We start from the raw sequence: 21,072 nt of genomic DNA on the forward strand, positions 1-21,072 counted from the left end.
AGAGTATAATGGGGTTGTTGTAAAACAAAGGTACGGATAATAAAAAATAAGCCCAACGCAGGGCTGGGCTTATTCAAACTAAAGCAAACTAAACTCAGTTTTTCGCTACGAAACGCTCAAAAGCGACAGTGGTTTCTGAATCGATGGCGGCATCGGCCGTTTCAGGGGTGACCGGCGCCACCTCCATGTTTATCTCAACCGGCGCCTCTGGCAATGGCGGCTCCTGCTCCAGGGCGATGTGCGGCGCAATCACCAGCGATACGATGGACATCAGTTTGATGAGGATGTTCATGGACGGGCCGGATGTATCCTTGAAAGGGTCACCCACCGTATCGCCGGTCACAGACGCTTTGTGTGGCTCAGAGCCTTTGTACTCCATCTTGCCGTTTATCTCCACACCTTTCTCAAATGACTTTTTGGCGTTATCCCAGGCGCCTCCGGCGTTGGACTGGAACATCGCCATCAGCACGCCTGACACCGTCACACCAGCCAGCAGACCGCCTAATATTTCAGGAGAGGACGTATCAGGGAAAACACCTTGGAAGCCAAAACCTACTACAATTGGCACTATTAAAGCGATGGCACCTGGCAACATCATCTCTCGGATGGCCGCCTTGGTCGAAATGGCTACGCATTTTTCGTACTCCGGCTGTCCAGTGCCTTCCATGATGCCCGGAATCTCGCGGAACTGACGACGCACCTCATGCACCATCGCCATGGCCGCACGGCCCACAGCCGCAATACAGAGTGCTGAGAAGATGAACGGAATCATGGCCCCGATGAACAGACCTGCCAACACAGGCGCCTTATAGAGGTCGATGCTGGAGATGCCGGCTATACCTACGAAGGCCGCAAAAAGAGCCAGGGAAGTAAGGGCCGCCGAAGCGATGGCAAAGCCTTTGCCGGTGGCAGCAGTGGTGTTACCCACGGCATCCAGTATATCGGTGCGTCCGCGCACTTCTTTTGGCAGCTCGCTCATCTCGGCTATACCTCCGGCGTTGTCGGCAATGGGGCCAAAGGCATCAATGGCCAGCTGCATGGCCGTGGTGGCCATCATACCCGCCGCCGCAATGGCCACGCCGTACAAGCCAGCCGCTGCATACGACAGCACGATACCGGCCGCCAGCACAATCATGGGTAGCACCGTGGACTGCATACCTACCGCCAGACCTGCAATGATATTGGTGGCATGGCCGGTGGAGGACTGCTGCACAATGGAATTCACAGGTCCTTTGCCCATAGCGGTATAGTACTCCGTGATGATGCTCATGAGCGTACCCACCACCAGACCGATGATGACGGCATAGAAGACACCATCGTTAGTGAACTCGAAGTTGCGCAGCACCAGGTTCTCCGGCATCATCCAGTTGATGGCGAAATAGGCGCCTACGGCGGTGAGGATAACTGAAATCCAGTTGCCCAGGTTCAGGGCCGCTTGCACATTGCCACCTTCCTTCACCCGCACGAACAGCATACCAATCAGGGAGAAGATGATACCCAGACCGGCTATCAGCATGGGCAGAATGATAGGTGCCATACCTCCGAAATTGTCCTCAGAAATCACCTCGCGTCCGAGCACCATCGTGGCCAGGATGGTAGCGACATAAGAACCAAAAAGGTCAGCGCCCATACCGGCTACGTCACCTACGTTATCGCCTACGTTGTCGGCGATGGTGGCTGGGTTGCGCGGGTCATCCTCGGGTATACCTGCCTCCACCTTGCCTACCAGGTCAGCGCCCACATCGGCCGCTTTCGTGTAGATGCCGCCGCCCACGCGCGCGAACAAGGCGATACTTTCAGCGCCCAGCGAGAAACCGGTGAGCACTTCCAGGGCCACTTCCATTTCGTGTCCGTTCACGTCGCCGTTCACGCTATACACAAAGTAGTAGTACAGCACGATGAAGAGCGAACCCAGACCCAGCACCGCCAGACCGGCCACCCCCATACCCATCACGGAGCCGCCCGCAAACGACACGGTGAGCGCCCGTGAGAGGCTGGTACGGGCCGCCTCTGCGGTACGCACGTTGGCCTTGGTGGCGATGCGCATACCTATGAAACCTGCGATAGCTGAGAAAAGGGCACCAATGATAAAGGCGATGACAATGGTCCAGTGGGACTTCTCGCCGGAATAGCCGAGGTAGCCCAGGAACAAGCTGGCAATAATCACGAAGTAAAAGAGTACTTTGTACTCCGCCTTCAGGAAGGCCATGGCGCCGTCGGAGATGTGACGGGCAATCTCTGTCATGCGTTCGTTACCCGCCTCTTGCTTCGTTACCCAAGCCGACCGTATGAAGGTATACAGGAGGGCCGCCAGACCAAATCCGGGAATTGCGTAGAGAATATTTTCCATTCAATAAGGGTTAGTTGTGTTGTAAGGGTTATTTTTTCAGAATTGCTATATAGCTATTAAAGAAAAGCTATTGGTTTGACTTTTCCAAATATCGCGTACTAAAGCTTCACCCGCGCCTGGTCCGCTATTCCCCTATAGCTTAGATGTTTGCACAACGAACCGTCTATACCTGCCATAAAGCCTCCCAAGACCAGCTTAGTCGGCCTTATGGAGCACAGAAAAGGCCAACTCTGACGAGTCGGCCTTCGGCTCTGTAGCAGGTAAATTCTGTCTTACAGCTTCTCCATCAACTCCCGGTACAGTGCCACCATGCTGTCGATGTCTTTCTTGTTCACAATCTCATTCGGGGTGTGCACATTGTCCTCAGGCGCGCCCACAAAGCACCAGTCCCAGGGATAAGGGCCGTGCTGCAATTCCTTGGCATCGCTGCCCCCGGAGCCTTCCACCTCCAGCTGAAACGGTATACCTGATTCCCTGGCTATACCTATTATCTTTTGCACATAGGACCTTCGTGGAATCAGGCTGTCCCGCATGCTGATGACCACGCCTTTGCCAGGCTCCACGCCCTCCGTCACCCACGTGATGTCCGACACCAGCGCCTGGTGTACGCCATAGCGCTCGGATATGTACTTGGCCAGGTATGCTACGGAACCGCCCCCATGCTCTTCCCAACTGCTGAAGGCGATAATGCCGTTTTCCAGCGTCTCCGCCACCTTCAGGGCGCTCCACACCCCCAACCGGTTGTCCAGGTAGCAGGACTGCACCGTCTCCTCAGTCTCCCGGAAGTCACACTTGAACACCAGCTCGGTGCCGCGCTCAATCTCCCGCTCGAAATTGTACCGTATCTCGTGTTCCTCCTCGTCAACTTCCAGCGTGCATTCAATCTTACCCTGGGAGTCCTCTCCTACCAAGGTATAGCCTGTTTGCAAGTCAGGGCCACCTATCTTGACCAACTGGTTTCCATACCGGACGGTGAACCCAATGGAATCGATGTGTGCGAAAATGGTTGCCCGGGGCTTGCCGAATATGAGCAAAATACAATCCTGAAACCCTTCCCCATGAAGTATGACAGGCTGCCGCTTCCACTGAACTTTATGTTCTTCGATGTAGTTAAGCAAAAACTGGGATAGTTTTTCTTCGTTGCCGGATGGGGCGTGTATGCTGCAGAGTTGCTTCAGGAGTTTCATATATTATTTCTTTTGTATCAATTCAAATTTAATATAATTGTTGTACATTTAGTACCCATCTGAATTGTACAGGTGCAGTACCTTTGCGTCCCGGAAACCTATTTGAGCTTATGAAGCAGATTGTTTTTGTTCTCCTCGGTGTTCTCATACCTGCCTTGGCTTCGGCACAGGCTAACAGGGTGAAGCCCGACACCACGGTGATGCGAGAGATGACAATACAGTCTGTGGAGGTGATTCCGAGTGCCGGCAACGTAAAGGGCATGCTCCTGATGGACATGGACATACAGTACGAACTGGAGGGTGCCGTGGACAACATGTACAACTTCAAGTACGCGCTCGCCGAGAAGCAGTTCAAGTCACTTCGCCGCCGTTATCCCCAGCACCCACTGCCCTACTTCCTGATGGGCCTCAGCCAATGGTGGAAGATTGTGCCCACCAACATCCAAACCCTGAAGTACGATGACCTGTTCTTCGCCTACATGGATACCACCATTCAAAAGGCGGAGAAGCTGTATGATGCCGACGAGAAAAACTTTGAGGCGGCTTTTTTCCTTTCCGCCGCCAACGGTTTCGCGGCCCGGCTGCACTCAGAGCGCAGCAACTGGCGCAAAGCCACCGTGGCCAGCAAGCGTGCCTTGGAGTACTTAGAGGCAGCCAAAGCCGGAAACGGGCTGAGCCCTGAGTTCCTTTTCGGAGAGGCCCTCTTCAACTACTACTCCGTCTGGATACACGAAAATTACAAAATGCTGCGCCCCGTGCTGGCCTTCTTTCCGAACGGTGACAAGCGGCTTGGTATTAAGCAGCTGCGCCACGTGGCCAACAGTGGTTTCTACACCGGCACAGAAGCCAAGTTCTTCTTGATGAAGATATATGCCAACGAGGAAGGTAACATGGAGGCTGCTCTTGAGCTGGCCAAGGACTTGGCTATAAAATATCCCAACAATGCCTATTTCCAGCGTTTCTATGCCCGTTCGTTGTTTGTGCAAGGTCACTTCACCCTGGCTGAGCGTGTTAGCCTGGACATCCTCAACAAACTGGACCAGCAGATGCCCGGCTACGAAGCCGTGAGTGGGCGCTATGCTTCCTACATCTTGGCCTATATCAACCAGAACAAGTACCGGGATTACCAGAAGGCGAAAGCCTATTACCAGAACGCCATCATGTTTGCCGAGATGAGCAATGAGCGCGACTCTGGCTACTTCGCTAACTCCTACCTGAATTTAGCCCGCATTGCCAAGCAGGAAAAGGACCTGAAGGCGGCAAAACGATACTACTCCATTGTGGAGGAGACCACGGAGAAGAAATCAGCTGCCAACAAGGAAGCCAAAGCATTTATCAAGGCGAATAAAAGAATCTAGGAAAACCTCCTTATAAACAGAAAAGGCCCCAACATTGGGGCCTTTTCTGTTTATAAGGTATAGCAGTGCGCTATTTTATGCATTCGCTTTTTCAGCAGGCACCTGTACCTTCTCTTTGAAATATTCCAACGTCCTTCTGAGTCCCTCGGCACGGTCCACCTGTGGCTCCCATCCCAACACCTCTCTGGCTAAGGAAATGTCCGGTTGGCGCTTCTGCGGGTCGTCGGTCGGCAGCGGCTGGTACTCAATGTTGAGTTCCACGCCAGTCAGCTTACAGATTTCCTCGGCAAACTCCTTGATGGTAATCTCGGACGGGTTGCCGATGTTCACCGGTAGGTGGTAGTCGCTCAGTAGCAAGCGGTAGATGCCTTCCACCAAATCATCCACATAACAGAACGAGCGCGTCTGAGAGCCGTCCCCGAAGATGCTTAGCGGCTCGCCACGGAGCGCCTGGCTCAGGAAGGCAGGCAGCACACGGCCATCGTCCAGGCGCATGCGCGGACCATAGGTATTGAAGATGCGTACAATGCGCGTCTCCAGGCCGTGGTGCATGTGATACGCCATCGTCATGGCTTCTTGGAAGCGCTTGGCCTCATCATAGCAGCCACGCGGACCCACCGGGTTCACGTTACCCCAGTAGTCTTCTGTCTGCGGATGCACCAGCGGGTCGCCGTATACTTCTGAGGTGGAGGCGATAAGCATGCGCGCTCCCTTGGCCATGGCCAAGCCCAGCAGATTGTGCGTGCCCAAAGAGCCTACCTTCAGCGTCTGAATCGGGATTTTGAGGTAGTCTATTGGGCTGGCAGGCGAGGCAAAGTGCAGGATGTAATCCAGCTTGCCCGGCACGTGCACGAACTTTGACACGTCGTGGTGGTAGAACTCGAACTGCTCCAGCTTAAAGAGGTGCTCTATGTTCTCCAGGTTTCCTGTGATGAGATTGTCCATCGCCATCACATGGTAGCCTTCTTTTATCAATCTATCGCACAGGTGGGAGCCAAGAAACCCGGCTCCGCCTGTGACCAATACTCTCTTTCTTTCCATGTCGGGGTGTTATACGGTTTGGTTGAGTTGCGGAACGCGCTCCTTAACGCCAATGCCGTAGTAGGCGAAGCCCTTCTCCTCGAGCTCCTTGGCGTCGTAGATGTTGCGCCCGTCGAATACCACCTTCTCTTTGAGCAGCTTGCTCACCACGGCGAAGTTGGGAGAGCGGAACTCAGGCCACTCGGTCACCAGCAGCAGGGCGTCAGCGTCGATGAGCGCCTCGTACTCATCCTTGCCGTACTCGATGCGCTCGCCGAGCGTGTGTGCGGCTTCCTGCATGGCCACCGGGTCGTAGGCCTTCACCTTGGCACCCTCTGCCAGCAGCCGCTCTATAATCACCAGCGAGGGGGCCTCGCGCATGTCGTCGGTCTTGGGCTTGAAGGCCAGGCCCCATACGGCAAAGGTCTTTCCGGCCAACTCGCCGTTGAAGTGGCGGCTGATTTTGTCGAAGAGCACCGACTTCTGGCGCTCGTTGACCGTCTCCACCGACTTGAGCACCTCCATCTGGTAGCCGTTCTCGGCCGCCGTGCGAATCAGCGCCTTCACATCCTTAGGGAAGCAGCTTCCGCCGTAGCCGATACCTGGGTAGATGAACTTGTTGCCGATGCGGGCGTCAGAGCCGATTCCCTTGCGCACCATGTTCACGTCGGCGCCCATAATCTCGCAAAGGTTGGCGATGTCGTTCATGAACGATATTTTAGTAGCAAGCATGGCGTTGGCCGCATATTTGGTCATTTCAGCCGAAGGGATGTCCATGAAGATGAGCGGGTGACCGTTCATCAGGAAAGGCTTGTAAAGCTTGCTCATCACCTTCTCGGCCCGCTCAGAATCCACGCCCACCACGATGCGGTCAGGCTTGAGGAAGTCGTCGATGGCCGCCCCTTCCTTGAGGAACTCGGGGTTGGAGGCCACGTCGAAGGCTATGTCGGCACCGCGTGCCTCCAGTTCCTCGGCAATGGCGCGGCGCACCTTGGCCGCCGTTCCCACAGGCACGGTGCTCTTGGTCACCACCACCAGGTAGTCGCTCATATGCTGTCCGATGGCCCGGGCCACGGCCAGCACGTACTTCAGGTCAGCCGAGCCGTCCTCTCCTGGGGGCGTGCCCACGGCAATGAAGGCTACTTGGCAGCCCTGGATGCTGGCTCCTAAGTCGGTGGAGAACGAGAGTCGCTCCTTCTGAGCGTTACGCGTCACCATCTCCTCCAGCCCCGGCTCGTAGATGGGCAGCACGCCCCGCTTGAGGTTTTCTATCTTCCGTTCGTCGATGTCGATACACGTCACGTCGATGCCCACCTCGGCGAAGCACGTGCCCGTAACCAGGCCCACGTACCCCGTGCCAACTACTGCTATTCTCATAGGTAAATGTCTTTGATTGAACTACAAAATTAAGGTTTTTATAATACTATTTCACTTTGAGTATCACTTTTCCAGTCAAAGCTTTGCGTTCAAATCGGTCAGGTCATCCATTTTGACCACCAATGCTGAAAAACAACTAAGCTCCATACCTGTGCCTGTGTAGCTTGGGTCAACCCGGTTCTAAGCCGCCCGACTTGCTCCAGGTCGTAAATATCCTGCTGCCGGATAAACTCGTCTGACAGATATCTCTGCACTAAAGGTAGCGCTGCTCCCCGTAATAAATCATACATTTGTAACTCTGCCCTCTTTTCGTGCCGGTTGTATAGCTCCTTAGGCAACCTGTTTTTGAACGTGTCCTGCAGTATTTTCTTTTGCGTGGCAGCATCCAGTTTGGAGGCAATAGGCAGCGAAAAGGCAAATTTAACGATTTTCTGGTCTAAGAACGGACTCCGTATCTCTGGACCGCCTCCTGATTCTACCAATCCATGGCTCTGTAGCACCTCGTTGGAAAGAATCAGCTGCCAATCGGCACAGAGCATGTGGTTCAGGCTGTATTTACCCTCGTCCAGGCAAGTCAACAGCCGTTGCTTGCGTGCCTCATAGAGCCTGTTACTGACAGTGGCAGCCAACCTTGGATGCAGCATCGCCTTTGCTTCGCTTTCTGAGGCCCTGCTGGCCCAATTCCAGTACCGTTCCTTGGGGGACATACCGGCCCCTTCTGCGAATCGCTGCAGTTGTCTTACTTTGTTAGCGGCGAAAGTGTTGCGGGTCGGGGATAATAAATTCCAAAGAAAAGCCATACCTCTCGCCTTGCCCATCCCAGCACCCTTTGCTAACAACTGGTACTCAGCCTGATGCCTTGCAATACCTGCAAACAGCTCATCAGCCCCATCCCCGGACAGCACATGCCGCACCTGCCCACCCGCGGCTTTGGCCCATATGAAAGTCATAAGCGCAGAGGGGGCGGCGAGCGGTTCGTCCATACCTTCCAACATCTCCATCATGAGTGCCTGCATGTCCTGTGTTGCCAGTTCGCATACAGTATGGTCTGTCTTGTACTTATCTGCAACTAAGCTGGACAAGCGAGCCATCTCGGCATTGGGTTGGCTCTTTACTGCCAGAGAGAAAGTCTTCAGATGTGGCACGTGCCCGGCCGCCAGGGCCACGACCACAGACGTGTTGAGGCCACCATCTAGGAAAGCCCCAACCGGCGCATGGGCTGGCAGGCGGGAGCTGACGGCCTGCTCCAGGAGCCTCTCCAGTTTTGCTTGCTGCTGTTTGTAGGGAAGTGTATTGCTGGCGGCCTTTTCGGGTTCAAAAGGAAGGCGATGCCACATCTTCTGGTGCAATTTGCCGCCTTTAAGGTATAGGAAGTTGCCCGGAAGCAGTTTCTTCACACCTTTCAGCATGGAGGCCGGGGCAGGCACGTAGCCCAACTGCAGGTATTGGAAGAGAGAGGTATAGTCCAATTCACGTGGAACACCAAGCGCCAGCAAATCTGCCATGCTGGAGCTGAAAAGCAGTTTATCGCCGTCTTTGTAGTAGAGGAGCGGCTTTTCGCCATACCTGTCGCGGGCAATGAAAAGGGAGTCCTCGCGGTGGTCGTAGAGGGCGAGTACAAATCGCCCACGCAGTTTCTTCAGGAACTCCTGCCCCTCCCGCCGGTACAGTTGCAGGACCACCTCGGCCTCTTTGTCAGTTCGGAAGGTATAGCCGGCGGCTTGAAGTTTACTTTTGAGCTCTAGCTGGTTGTATACTTCGCCACTGTATAACAAGGTATAGCGGCCGTTTTGGTCCTGTATGCACACTGGGTCAGATGGAGACTCCGTTCGCCTGAAAGACAACCCTAACTTATCCTCCAGCAGGTATAGTTCTTCCGCTTTTGCTCTCTGCTGCTGGCCAGAGCGCATGCGCTGCAGCACCTCGGCACCTGCGGCTGTGAAAGCATATATACCTGAAATTCTCCCCATTCTGGTCCTTATTTAAGCGTAAATAACGGCATTCGGATGTTTTCATACACCCGCCCCCGAAAGTCCTGTGCCCAACAGCTTTTTTACCTGAACGAACAACCCACACAGGTATCTCAAGTATAGATGATAGTAAACACCCTGATGCACTTATGAAACCAGATTGGCTGGACACCAAAGAATATCCTTTCGAATCCAAGTTCCTGGAGTTAGAAGCTGGCAAGATGCACTACATTGACGAGGGAGAGGGCCACCCGATTGTGTTTATCCATGGCACGCCCTCTTGGTCGTTCGTGTACCGCAATCTCATAAAAAAGTTGAGCAAGACGCACAGATGCGTGGCCCTGGACCTGATTGGCTTCGGCCTTTCGGACAAGCCGAAGGACTGGAGCTACAAGCCACGGGCCCATGCGGCCAACTTTGAGCAGCTCATGGAGCACCTGCAACTGAAGGAGTTCACGCTGGTGGTGCACGACTTCGGTGCTCCCATCGGTCTGGCCTACGCCATAAAGTACCCGGAGAATGTGACCAACATCGTCATGCTCAACACCTGGACCTGGTCTTTGTCGAACCACCAGGTTTTCTCAAAAGCGAGCAAATACCTGGTGGGCCCGCTGGGCAAGTTCCTTCATTCCAAGCTGAACGTCACCACCAACACGCTGGTGCACGAGCTGTTCGGGAACGAGAGCAAGATGCCGGAGAAAATCCAGGAGCAGTATACCAAGGCCCTTGGCGACCCCGATGAGCCGGTCAAGTCCCTTGCCTGCGCCCGTGAACTGGTGGGCGTGAGCAAATGGTATGACGAACTCTGGAAGGAGCGCAAGAAAATACAGGACATCCCGACGCTCATCCTCTGGGGTGAGCGCGACAAATTAGTAAAGATAGAGGCGCTCCAGCGCTGGAAGCAGTTCTTTCACGAGTGCTATGTGCTGCATTTTGAGGACAGCGGCCATTTCCTGATGGAGGAGAACGCTGAGGAGGTCGCCAACTATGTGCACAATTTCATCCGGGAAGAGGAGAAGAAGAAAGAGAAGGCAGAACACCATTAATGAACTATAAACTGAACATTCACTATGAAACCAGATAAAGCATCACAGGAGGCCTTGTTCCGTAGCCATCAGTCCACCGAGAAAGCAAACCAGGAGCAGCACCAGCTCCACAACCTGGGCAATGCCGCTGGCAAGAGTCATGACATCCAGACTAACTCACCACAGGCTGAATTGCATGAGTCGCCCCGAAACCTGCTGGAGTCCTGGCATACCCTACGTGAACTCGACGCAGACTTGTCCGAGAAAAAGCCCGAAGACGCCGCAAAGAAACCTAATGCAGCGGAAGGCAAATCAACTAACAGATAAATAACCGAAGACACCATATATAAAAAACAGCGGGGGCAGCCACCAAGTGGCTGCCCCCGCTGTTTTCTCAGAAAATCTTGCCCGGGTTGAGAATCCCCCGCGGGTCAAAGAGCTGCTTGATGCCCCGCATCAGGTATAGCTGTACCTCGTTTAAGGCTATACCTATGTAAGGACGTTGTACCAACCCAATGCCGTGTTCCCCGGATATAGTACCGCCCAATGACACGCACAGCCGGAATATCTCTTTTATACCTTCGGGCAGCTTGTTATCCCAGTCATCGTCGGACATGTCGCCTTTCACGATGTTGATGTGGAGGTTGCCATCGCCAGCGTGGCCGTAACAGACCGACTTGAAAGCGTACCGCTCACCTATCTCCTTCACGCCGCGCAGCAGCACCGGCAACTGGGCGCGCGGCACCACCGTGTCCTCTTCTTTGTAGATGGAATTGCTCTTCACAGCATGCCCTACGTTCCGGCGCAGGCGCCACAGGTCTTCTTTCTGTTTCTCTGTATCGGCCACCAGTATCTCGCCCACGTCAAAGGTCTCCAGCACTTCGTACACCCGCTCCGCGTCTTTGTAGAGCAGGTCCATGTCGTTGCCGTCCAGTTCAATGAGCAGGTGCGCGCGTTCATCCTCGGCCATGACCATACCTAAACCCAAGTAGCGACTTGTCCACTCAATGGCATCCCGCTCCATGAACTCCAGCGCCGACGGCACTATACCTGCCATAAAGATTCTAGACACAGCCGCGCATGCCTCCTCCTCTTTTCGGAACGGCACCAGCATGACCAGGTTCTGTGGCGGGTAAGGTATGAGCCTAAATACGATTTTAGTGATGACGCCCAAAGTACCCTCGCTCCCGATGAGCAGCTGCGTCAGGTTATACCCGGTGGCATTCTTGAGCACGTTGGCCCCTGTCCAGGTTATCTCTCCGGTGGGCAGCACCACCTCCATGTTGAGCACATAGTCCTTGGTGACGCCATACTTCACTGCCCGTGGTCCGCCCGATGACTCGCTCAGGTTGCCGCCCAGAAAGCAGCTGCCCCGGCTGGAAGGGTCTGGTGGGTAATACAACCCACGGGCTATCACCGCTTCCTGGAACACCTGCGTAATCACACCGGGCTCAACGGTCGCCTGCAGGTTCTGCTCATCTATCTGGATGATGGCATTGAGCCGCTCCGTAGACAACACCACGCCACCATGCACCGCCAGCGCACCGCCGCTCAGGCCCGTGCCTGCCCCACGGGGTGTTACCGGAATGATATTTTCGTGGCACAGCCGCATAATACGACTGATTTCCGCTGCGTTCTTAGGTTTGAGTACCAGTTCCGGCATGTAGCGCAGGTCCTCGGTCTCATCGTGGGTATAGTGTTGCATCCCCTCTGCGTCAGTGGGCAGCACCGCGTACTCCTCGCCTATTATGGCGGCAAGGGCTCGGGTGAGTTCGGGGGTAAGTATATTAAATTCCATTTTTAAATAGGACGGCTTCTGCTTAATTTAGCCAGCTCTTCTTTTTTGTATCACTTATTGCCAATTTACGCTTTGAGAACACTTTATACTACTTCTGCCCTATTTATATTTCTGGTCCTTATCATGGCTTCCTGCCAGTCTTCCAAGCCGACTTTTAGCAAGCGGGGGGAGACCTACAAATCAGCCAGGGAGATAGCAGAGGAGAAACGACAGGCGCGAAAAGCGGGCAAAATGGCAGCTCGCCGCAGCTCCAAAGGCAAGCCGCTGGCCTCAAAAGACCGCACCAGCCGTACCAAAGTGACCAATCCACGTCGCCTGGACGAGAACGTGGCCACCGTTATCGAGACCGCCCGCTCCTACACCGGCACTCCCTACCGCTGGGGCGGCACCAGCCGCGTAGGCATGGATTGCTCTGGCCTGCTGTGCACCTCCTTCCAAAGCATCAACGTGGCGTTGCCGCGCACTTCGGAGGAGCAGAGCAGGTATGGCAAAGAGGTGAGACCCAAAGACCTGAAGGAAGGAGACCTGGTGTTTTTTGGTGCAAGCAGGAACAGCCGCGAAATCACGCACGTGGGTATGGTGACGGAGGTGGTCAATGACAGCGAGGTCAAGTTCATACACGCCTCCACCAGCCTGGGGGTCATCGAGAACAACTTCTTCTCAGAACACTATCAGAAGATTTTCATCAAGGCCGTCCGTCCGTTTGCAGAATAGCTAGCCCTACCTGAATTATGTTAAGACTGACAAGACAAATTTTATACAAAAACAAGACATAAACAACTAGTTACTACGTACTTATAAGTGATTATGATTTTTCATCAAACTTATAGGTATTATGAGGACATTTTACACAAGGATACTCCTGTTCCTGCTGTTGCTACTGACTGGCCAACTGGCGTGGGCGCAGGGAGCTACTACTGCTGCCATGAGCGGTACAGTACGGGACCAGAGTGGCACAGCACTGCCCGGAGCCACCATCATAGCCGTGCACACTCCTACCAACACGCAGTATGTGGCAGGCACTGATGCGGAGGGCCGCTTCAGCATTCTGAACATGCGTGTGGGCGGCCCCTATACTGTCAGGACTTCTTATGTGGGTTTTCAGGAGCAGGTGGTGGAGAACATAACACTCAGCCTGGGTCAGACGGCCCGTGTTGACCTTACCATACAGGAAAGCACACAGCAACTTGGCGAAGTTCAGATTGTGGGGGAACGGAGCGACGTTTTTAACCAGGACCGCACAGGTGCCGCCACAAACGTTTCTCGAGAGCAGTTGGAGCGGCTGCCTACGCTCAGCCGAAGCCTACAGGACTTCACTCGCCTTACCCCACAAGCCAGCGGCAACTCCATCGCCGGTTCCAACAACCGCTACAACAACATCACTATAGATGGAGCCGTGAACAACGACGTGTTCGGCCTCTCAAGCAGCGGCACGCCAGGCGGTGGGGCAGGCACGCAGCCTATTTCATTGGACGCCATCCAGGAGATACAGGTAGTAGTGGCGCCGTATGATGTGACCCAAGGCAACTTTACCGGCGGCGGCATCAACGCCGTGACCCGTAGCGGCACCAACGAGTTCTCGGGTTCAGTGTATGGCTTTGGCCGTACAGAACGGACCATTGGCAAAGCCGTGGAGGGCCCACGTGTGCGGGCCGATGAGTTCAGCAACTACCAGTATGGCGCCCGTTTGGGTGGCCCCATCATCCAGGACAAGCTTTTCTTCTTCTTTAACTACGATGCCACCCGCATCACGGAGCCGGTACGATTCGCCCCTGGCTCGGCAGAGTCGCAGATTCCCCTCTCCGCCGCCCAACAGCTATCCGACTTCGTACGGACTACCTACGGCTATGACGTGGGCACCTTCGGAGACTTTGACAGGGAAACCCAGAGCAACAAGTACTTCGCACGCCTCGACTGGAATATCACCAACGAACACCAGCTCACACTCCGCCATAACATCGTAGACGCCATGCAGGATGAGTTTACCAGGAACCGAAACTTCGTGCGGCTCGGCAACAACGCCTACGAATTCAACAGCCTCACCCACAGCACCGTGGCGGAACTGAACAGCCGGATAAGCAATGAGATGGCAAACAAGCTCATTTTGGGCTACTCCCGCATCCGGGAGAGCCGCAGCACGCCCGGCGCGCTCTTCCCGCAGGTCACCATCTCTGACCCGGTGGGCACCCTGGAGTTTGGCTCCCAGCGCTCTTCTACTGCCAACGAGCTGGACCAGGACATTTTTGAGTTTACCAACAACTTCACCTATACCCTAGGATCGCATAACCTGACCTTCGGCACGCACAACGAGTTCTTCAAATTCAGGAACCTGTTTATCAATAACCTGAACGGCCGTTGGGACTTCAACTCCCTTGATGACTTCTTCAACAACAGACCGAACCGGGTACGCGCTACGTATTCGCTAACCGACGACCCTCGCCCGGCGGCGGAGTTCAATGCCGCCCAGCTGGGCTTCTACGTGCAGGACGAGTATAATTTTTCTGAGCAGCTGCGCGTCACGCTGGGGCTGCGGCTCGATATCCCTGCCTTCCCTGACCAGCCGGCCCGCAATACCCAATTGGAGTCTGACTTTGCCGAAATCCGTTCTGGTTTGCGAACAGACAAGACCCCGGGAGGGCAGCTGCTGTGGGCGCCGCGGCTAGGGTTCAACTACACCCCTACTGATGACCGTTCCTTACAAATCAGAGGCGGGTCGGGTATTTTCACAGGTCGGGTTCCGTTTGTATGGCTCTCCAACCAGTTCGTTAACACAGGTACGATATTGGGAACGGTGGACCAACGCACCCCTCCTACCTTTGTGGCTGACCCCAACGAACAGCGAAATGCGGGCACACCCGTACGGACTGTGGAAGTGAACGTGATTAGCGAAGATTTCAAGCTGCCGCAGGTATGGCGCAGCAACCTGGCTTTGGACTATACCTTGCCAGGAGAAATAATCGCGACCGTAGAAGGCATCTACTCCAAGACGTTGAACGATGTGGTCTACCGGGACCTCAACCTAGCGGCGCCAGAAGGTCAGCTGGTGGGCCCGGACAACCGGAACTTCTTCCCGGCGCAACGCCGCAGGAACCCCTCTTACACCAACGTGATTCTGCTGGACAACACCGACGAGGGCTACCGTTACAGCATCACGGGCCAGCTCCGCAAGGATTTTGCGAATGGGCTGAACACGACAGTGGCTTATACCTACGGCAAGTCAGAGGACGTCAACAGCGGGACCAACTCCACCGCCCTCTCCAATTATGAGTTCAACCAGATTGTCAACGACCCCAACAACCCGGAGCTGAGCTACTCCCGCTTCGATATCCGCCACCGCATTATTGGCTCAGGCGGCTATACCTTCCGCTATGCCAACAACTTTGCGACAGGTATCTCCCTCTTTTACCAAGGGCAATCCGGCGCACCTTTCACATACCTCTATGCGCAGGACCTGAACGGGGATGGCAACTTTGGTAACGACCTGATGTACGTGCCCCGCAACCAGGGCGAAATCCTGTTGGTGCCCCTGACTGTCGGCACCACCATTATTTCGCCGGAAGAGCAGTGGGCGGCCCTTGATGCCTTCATCAGCGACGATGACTATCTGGATGACCGCCGCGGAGACTATGCCGAACGGAACGGTGCACGCATGCCCTGGACGCACCAATGGGATTTACGCTTGTTCCAGGACTTCTACATCAACGCGGGGGAAGCGCGCCATACCCTACAACTCACGTTCGATGTGTTCAATGTGGGTAATCTCCTGAACAGGGAGTGGGGCCGGCAATACTTCGTGACGAACAGCGCCAATGAAATCGTCCGTTACGCAGGAAGGGACGATTTCACAGGCCAGCCCACCTTCACCTTTAATCCAAACAACAGGGCGTATAACATTTCCCCTTTTGATTCCAGGTGGCAAGGCCAGGTCGGCATCCGGTATATCTTTAACTAAGACCCCAATTTTAGTACAAACGGCGAAGGCTGGGCATATGCCCAGCCTTCGCCGTTTTGCCTGAAGTTCGAACTTCATTTGGTCCGTAATTTAATAATTCCTAAGCGGCTTTGAAACAAATAACACAGGACATTTTATTAATAATAAATTAATCTCTAAGTAGTTGCAATTCGAGTAATTGAGCCTAATTTTGCGGGCAAAAAATCAATCAATCTTTTTATGAAAAAGTTATTACTCTCAACACTCCTCATGTTGCTGTGTATTGCAAGTCTGCATGCACAGGTGACAACGAGTAGCGTTAGTGGATCTGTAAAGGATTCGAATGGTGAGGCACTAATTGGCGCTACCGTCAGAGCTACCCACCAGCCTTCGGGCACTACTTACGGAGCTGTCACCAACACAGAGGGACGCTTCAACATCGCCAACACCCGTATCGGTGGGCCTTACACAGTAGAGGTGAGCTACATTGGCTACCAGCCGATGGCTTACAACAACATCACATTGCAGTTGGGCCGTCCTTACGTGCTCGATGCTGTTCTGTCTGCCGGTGGCACGCAGCTGTCTGAAGTAACCGTTACAGCCGACCAGTCTTCTGTGTTCAACGCACAGAGAACAGGTGCCGCTACCAACGTAAGCACGGAGCAGATTGCTACATTGCCTACTGTAACACGAAGCCTTACTGACTTCACACGTCTGACACCACAGGCTAATGGCAATGGTTTCGCAGGCCGCGACGGTCGCTTCAACAACGTTCAGATTGACGGTGCCAACTTCAATAACGGCTTCGGTCTGAACTCTAACCCACTTCCTGGAGGCCGTTCGCAGCCTATCTCTATCGATGCGATTGAGCAGGTGCAGGTAAACATCGCTCCTTTCGACGTTCGTCAAAGCGGTTTTACTGGTGCTGGTATCAACGCCGTTACGCGTAGCGGTAACAACGAGTTCTCTGGCTCCGTTTATGGCTTCTACCGCAACCAGGACATGAATGGCCGCAAGGTGAACGACATGAAACTGGACCAAGGCAATGAGACTTCTAGCCGTACACTCGGTTTCCGTTTGGGTGGTCCAATCATCAAGAACAAACTGTTCTTCTTCGTGAACGCTGAGTCAATTGATGAAAAAGGCACTAACCCGAATGCAGTAAACCTTTGGAAAGCATCGACTGACGGTGTAGCTAACCCTGACCAGAACATCGCCAGAACAAGAAGAGCTGACTTGGACGCAGTTCGCAACCACCTGATTAATGTTTGGGGCTATGACCCAGGCTCTTACGAGAACTACGCCAACGAAAACGGCACCAAGAGCACCAACTTACTGGCTCGTATTGACTGGAACATCAGCGACAAGCACAAACTGGCTGTTCGCTACAACCAGGTGGTTGGCGAGGCAGGTTCATTGGTAAACGGCAGCTCCGGTCCTAGCCCACGTTCTTCCGTAAACCGTGTGAGCGACCAGTCTATGGCCTTCTCCAAGACCATGTATGATACGGAGAACATTGTGCGTTCGGCTTCCGCTGAATTAAACAGCACCTTCTCTTCCCGTCTTTCCAACCAGTTCCTGGCCACCTACAGCCGCATCCAGGACACGCGTACCTCTCCTAGCGAAATCTTCCCAATGGTTGACATCTGGGATGGTGACAGAAACCGTAACTCAAACTACATGTCGTTTGGTTATGAGCTGTTCACTTTTGGCAACGACGTGCTGAACAATAACTACAGCATCACCAACAACCTGACCTACCTGGCTGGTAAACACACCATTACAGGTGGTGCCACTTTTGAATCTCAGAAGTTTGGTAACCAGTACATCCGTATGGGTACTTCTTACTACCGTTACGAGTCTGTTGAAGACTTTCTGAAGACTGGTACTCCTAACGAGGTGGCTCCTATCATGTTCGGTCTGACGTACCCTTACGAAGGTCAGGACCCATACGCTCCAATCGTATTGGGAACAGCCGGTGCCTACATCCAGGACAAGTTTGCCGCTACTGACAGATTGGACCTGACACTGGGTCTGCGTGCAGACATGCCAGTGTACATGAACGACCTGACTGCTAACCCTTCTATTGATGAACTTACTCTGAGAACGCCAGAAGGCGGTGAGAGAAAGTACACTACCAGCGAATGGCCAAAGTCAAGAATCATGTTGGCTCCACGTGTAGGCTTCAACTTTGATGCCCTTGGTGATGGCTCTCTGCAACTGCGTGGTGGTACTGGTCTGTTCAACGGCCGTGTTCCTTTCGTATGGTTGACAAACATGCCTTCGAACTCTGGTGTAATCCAGAACAACGTAGAGCCAAACAGCTATGCATCAGTAGCCGGTTGGATTGGCGATATTCGCTTCAACAAAGACCCTTATTACTGGTTGAACAACACACCTGCCAGCGCGCAGAACGTGTTCATCAAGAACCCAAGAGCAGGTGTTCCTACAAGCTTCGCTTTGGTTGACAACGAGTTCAAAATGCCTAAGGTATGGAGAACCAGCATCGGCGCTGACTACACCATCCCGGGTACACCGTTGGTAGCTACTGCAGACGTAATCTACACGAAAGACGTGAACGCTGCTTACCAGTTTGGTGCCAACAGAAAAGACGCTCCTACAACACTGAACTATGGTGGTGAGGGCGAGAACGACAGAAGAGAATATTACCCAGAAGGCGCTAACAGTACAAAATACAACGCTGCTGTAAACGCGAACACTGCCGTGGTACTGACAAACACTTCTGCTAAAGGCGAATCGCTCAGCAGCACAGTGGGTCTGTCACTTCCTGCCCGCAACGGCCTGTATGGCTCCATCTACTATACCTACACACATGCAACTGAAGTATCTGGTAACCCAGGTTCAAACGCTTCTTCTGCCTGGTTGGGTAGCCCATCTGTAAATGGCCCGAACGAGCAGATTCTGTACAAGTCGCAGTATGCTGTTCCTCACAACGTAGTAGGTAACCTTTCTTACAAAATCAACTACTTCAACCACCTAGCTACCACTGTGTCGTTGTTCTACAACGGCTCGCACCAAGGCCGCTTCTCGTATGTGTACAACGGTGACATCAACAAAGACGGCATCAACGCTGACCTGTTGTACGTGCCGAACAAGGTGGAAAACCTGAACTTCGCACCTATTATTGACCCTAAAACAGGTGCAACACTATTTACACCTGAGCAGCAGCGTGAGGCGTTCAACACCTTCATCGAGAATGACGACTACCTGAGCACAAGACGTGGCCAGTACGCTGAGCGTAACGGCTCTCTGATGCCATGGTTGAACCGTTTCGACCTCAAACTGATTCAGGATGTCTACACCAACATTGGTGGCAAGCGCAACACACTGCAGGTCACTGCTGACGTGATGAATGTAGGTAACCTGATTAACTCTGAGTGGGGTATCTTTACAGGATTCAACAACGCCCAGAGCATCCTGACTACGAACACTAAGGAAACTCCGATTAGCAATGATGGTGTACCAACGTTCCAGATGAGAACTGTGACTGAAAACGGCCAGACTGTACTTCCAACAACGCCTTTCAGAGACATCACAACTCTTTCTACCACTTGGTATGCACAGCTAGGTCTTCGTTACATCTTCAACTAAGGGTAATAAACCAGAGCAAGAAAAGGCGGGACAAATGTCCCGCCTTTTTTATTTTCAAAAACTGCCGCTTCTGTTTTTGGATATTCGAAAATTGTTCTAATTTTGTGCCAGTTCAGCAATAAGGGGGATTAGCTCAGCTGGCTAGAGCGCTTGCATGGCATGCAAGAGGTCATCGGTTCGACTCCGATATTCTCCACTCATTATCAGGCACTTACGAGGTTAAACTTGTAAGTGCTTTTTTTTGGTACATACAAAGTACATACAACTTCTTCTACCTAATAGCTAAGTTGAATAAATTGCCAAACAAAATTTAATATTATTACCCTTGGCAAATATTAAGTTCTAGAATTATCCTTAACAGAAGAGAAGCAGCTTAAATATAATCAGCTACATTACTTAACAAGTAAACTTTCTTTAAAAAGGGCAGCTATGCATATTTTATGATACTTAAGGATCATAATTATTAAATCTAACTTCTGATATTAAGGGCACCATCTCTTATATCATGCACTAGATTATTGAGTGTCAAATCTCTTCTGCTTTTTGATAGCCCGCATTCCCAAACTATAAAGGTACGCCAGCCAAGCATATGCAAATGTTGTAGATTTTGTTTGTCGCGATCTATATTGCGTTTAATCTTCTTCTCCCAAAACTCTACATTCGATTTAGGCAGTCGACTTCTACTACACCCTGAGTAATGGTGGTGCCAAAAGCAACCATGAACGAATACTACTGCTTTATACATACTTAATACAACATCGGGCTTGCCTGGCAGTTGTTTTGAATGCAACCTGTACCTAAAGCCCTTTGAATGCAAGAACTTTCTAACAAGCATTTCGGGTCTAGTGTTTTTACTCTTGACGCAGCTCATCGCATAGCTCCGCTTCTCTTTGCTCAAATTGTCAGCCATATCTTCAGAACAATGGCTGGAAAACATGGGTTCTACTTGTTCAGCTAAGCCTAAATAAACAATGTCAAAACTGTGAAATTTTAGGCAAACTCTCCTAATCAAATCTTATTAACCGCCTTATAATCAATATACTTATATTATTCTATCAATTTTAAGTTGCGCGAGTAAGTTAGAGAGCTAAAAATAAAGTATTTTTAAGATTAAGATTACAACCTAAGAGTTGGTGTAAATGGCTACAGATGTTAGTACTTAAATCATGAAGCCTAACATAGCGATTTATAATAGTGTCTGTAGGAGCTTATTGTCTCCAAATATTTTAAAGAGAATACACTTTAAGTACATATATAAGAATGAAAGTAGTTGATTTATTTGCGGGATGCGGTGGAATGTCGTTGGGTTTTCAGAATGCAGGATACACTATAGAGGCGGCATTTGACAACTGGGCTCCCGCCATAGAGGTATACAAGCAGAATTTTACTCATCCCATCTACAACAGGGACTTAGGAAGCAGGGAAGTTATAGAAGAAATAGCCA

General features: G+C 52.5%; 14 protein-coding genes and 1 tRNA gene. 8 read left to right on the forward strand and 7 right to left on the reverse strand.

The window, feature by feature from the left end; genetic code table 11:
* Positions 1-94: 94 nt before the first annotated feature.
* On the reverse strand, positions 95-2,350 hold the full coding sequence (locus B051_RS0119140) for a sodium-translocating pyrophosphatase (RefSeq protein WP_018479846.1): 2,256 nt from the start codon (positions 2,348-2,350) through the stop codon (positions 95-97).
* A gap of 272 nt (positions 2,351-2,622) precedes the next feature.
* On the reverse strand, positions 2,623-3,537 hold the full coding sequence (locus B051_RS0119145) for a M20/M25/M40 family metallo-hydrolase (protein ID WP_018479847.1): 915 nt from the start codon (positions 3,535-3,537) through the stop codon (positions 2,623-2,625).
* Between the two features lie 110 nt (positions 3,538-3,647).
* On the opposite strand from B051_RS0119145, the gene B051_RS0119150 reads away from it, so the two are divergent.
* Positions 3,648-4,895 (forward strand): tetratricopeptide repeat protein, encoded by a 1,248-nt coding sequence (locus B051_RS0119150; RefSeq protein ID WP_018479848.1) that lies wholly within the window; start codon positions 3,648-3,650, stop codon positions 4,893-4,895.
* A gap of 75 nt (positions 4,896-4,970) precedes the next feature.
* Here B051_RS0119150 and B051_RS0119155 read toward each other — a convergent pair whose 3' ends face one another.
* The 3 genes from B051_RS0119155 to asnB form a co-directional block, all read right to left on the reverse strand.
* Positions 4,971-5,936: a UDP-glucuronic acid decarboxylase family protein gene (locus tag B051_RS0119155; RefSeq protein ID WP_026236537.1), complete on the reverse strand. Its 966-nt coding sequence runs from the start codon at positions 5,934-5,936 to the stop codon at positions 4,971-4,973.
* Between the two features lie 9 nt (positions 5,937-5,945).
* The gene (locus B051_RS0119160; RefSeq protein WP_018479850.1) at positions 5,946-7,292 is read right to left on the reverse strand and encodes a UDP-glucose dehydrogenase family protein; all 1,347 of its coding nucleotides are present in this window, start codon (positions 7,290-7,292) and stop codon (positions 5,946-5,948) included.
* A 98-nt stretch (positions 7,293-7,390) separates the two neighbouring features.
* On the reverse strand, positions 7,391-9,262 hold the full coding sequence (gene asnB, locus B051_RS0119165) for an asparagine synthase (glutamine-hydrolyzing) (RefSeq protein WP_018479851.1): 1,872 nt from the start codon (positions 9,260-9,262) through the stop codon (positions 7,391-7,393).
* Between the two features lie 149 nt (positions 9,263-9,411).
* On the opposite strand from asnB, the gene B051_RS0119170 reads away from it, so the two are divergent.
* Together B051_RS0119170 and B051_RS0119175 are read left to right on the forward strand one after the other, a co-directional pair.
* Positions 9,412-10,308: an alpha/beta fold hydrolase gene (locus B051_RS0119170; RefSeq protein ID WP_018479852.1), complete on the forward strand. Its 897-nt coding sequence runs from the start codon at positions 9,412-9,414 to the stop codon at positions 10,306-10,308.
* Positions 10,309-10,332: 24 nt separating this feature from the next.
* Positions 10,333-10,614 (forward strand): hypothetical protein, encoded by a 282-nt coding sequence (locus tag B051_RS0119175; protein WP_018479853.1) that lies wholly within the window; start codon positions 10,333-10,335, stop codon positions 10,612-10,614.
* A 67-nt stretch (positions 10,615-10,681) separates the two neighbouring features.
* Here the strand turns inward: B051_RS0119175 and B051_RS0119180 are convergent, their stop codons facing one another.
* The gene (locus tag B051_RS0119180) at positions 10,682-12,085 is read right to left on the reverse strand and encodes an FAD-binding oxidoreductase (protein WP_018479854.1); all 1,404 of its coding nucleotides are present in this window, start codon (positions 12,083-12,085) and stop codon (positions 10,682-10,684) included.
* Positions 12,086-12,157: 72 nt separating this feature from the next.
* Between B051_RS0119180 and B051_RS0119185 the strand changes: the two genes are divergently transcribed.
* The 4 genes from B051_RS0119185 to B051_RS0119200 all read left to right on the forward strand — a co-directional run bounded on the left by B051_RS0119185 (position 12,158) and on the right by B051_RS0119200 (position 19,824).
* Positions 12,158-12,799, forward strand: coding sequence for a C40 family peptidase (locus B051_RS0119185; RefSeq protein ID WP_245539668.1), 642 nt, complete (start codon positions 12,158-12,160; stop codon positions 12,797-12,799).
* 121 nt (positions 12,800-12,920) lie between these two features.
* Entirely contained in the window at positions 12,921-16,037 is a 3,117-nt protein-coding gene (locus B051_RS0119190; protein WP_018479856.1) for a TonB-dependent receptor, read from the forward strand.
* Positions 16,038-16,256: 219 nt separating this feature from the next.
* Positions 16,257-19,628 (forward strand): TonB-dependent receptor, encoded by a 3,372-nt coding sequence (locus B051_RS0119195; protein WP_026236538.1) that lies wholly within the window; start codon positions 16,257-16,259, stop codon positions 19,626-19,628.
* 122 nt (positions 19,629-19,750) lie between these two features.
* Positions 19,751-19,824 (forward strand) — tRNA-Ala (locus B051_RS0119200).
* Positions 19,825-20,097: 273 nt separating this feature from the next.
* Here B051_RS0119200 and B051_RS22260 read toward each other — a convergent pair.
* Complete coding sequence (locus tag B051_RS22260; RefSeq protein ID WP_322786354.1) at positions 20,098-20,565, reverse strand: very short patch repair endonuclease; 468 nt, start codon at positions 20,563-20,565, stop codon at positions 20,098-20,100.
* A 323-nt stretch (positions 20,566-20,888) separates the two neighbouring features.
* Here B051_RS22260 and B051_RS21665 point away from each other — a divergent pair.
* A partial coding sequence (locus tag B051_RS21665) for a DNA cytosine methyltransferase (protein WP_033317049.1) occupies positions 20,889-21,072 on the forward strand: 184 nt, incomplete at its 3' end.

It is taken from the genome of Pontibacter roseus DSM 17521 (assembly GCF_000373265.1).
GTDB classification, from domain to species: domain Bacteria; phylum Bacteroidota; class Bacteroidia; order Cytophagales; family Hymenobacteraceae; genus Pontibacter; species Pontibacter roseus.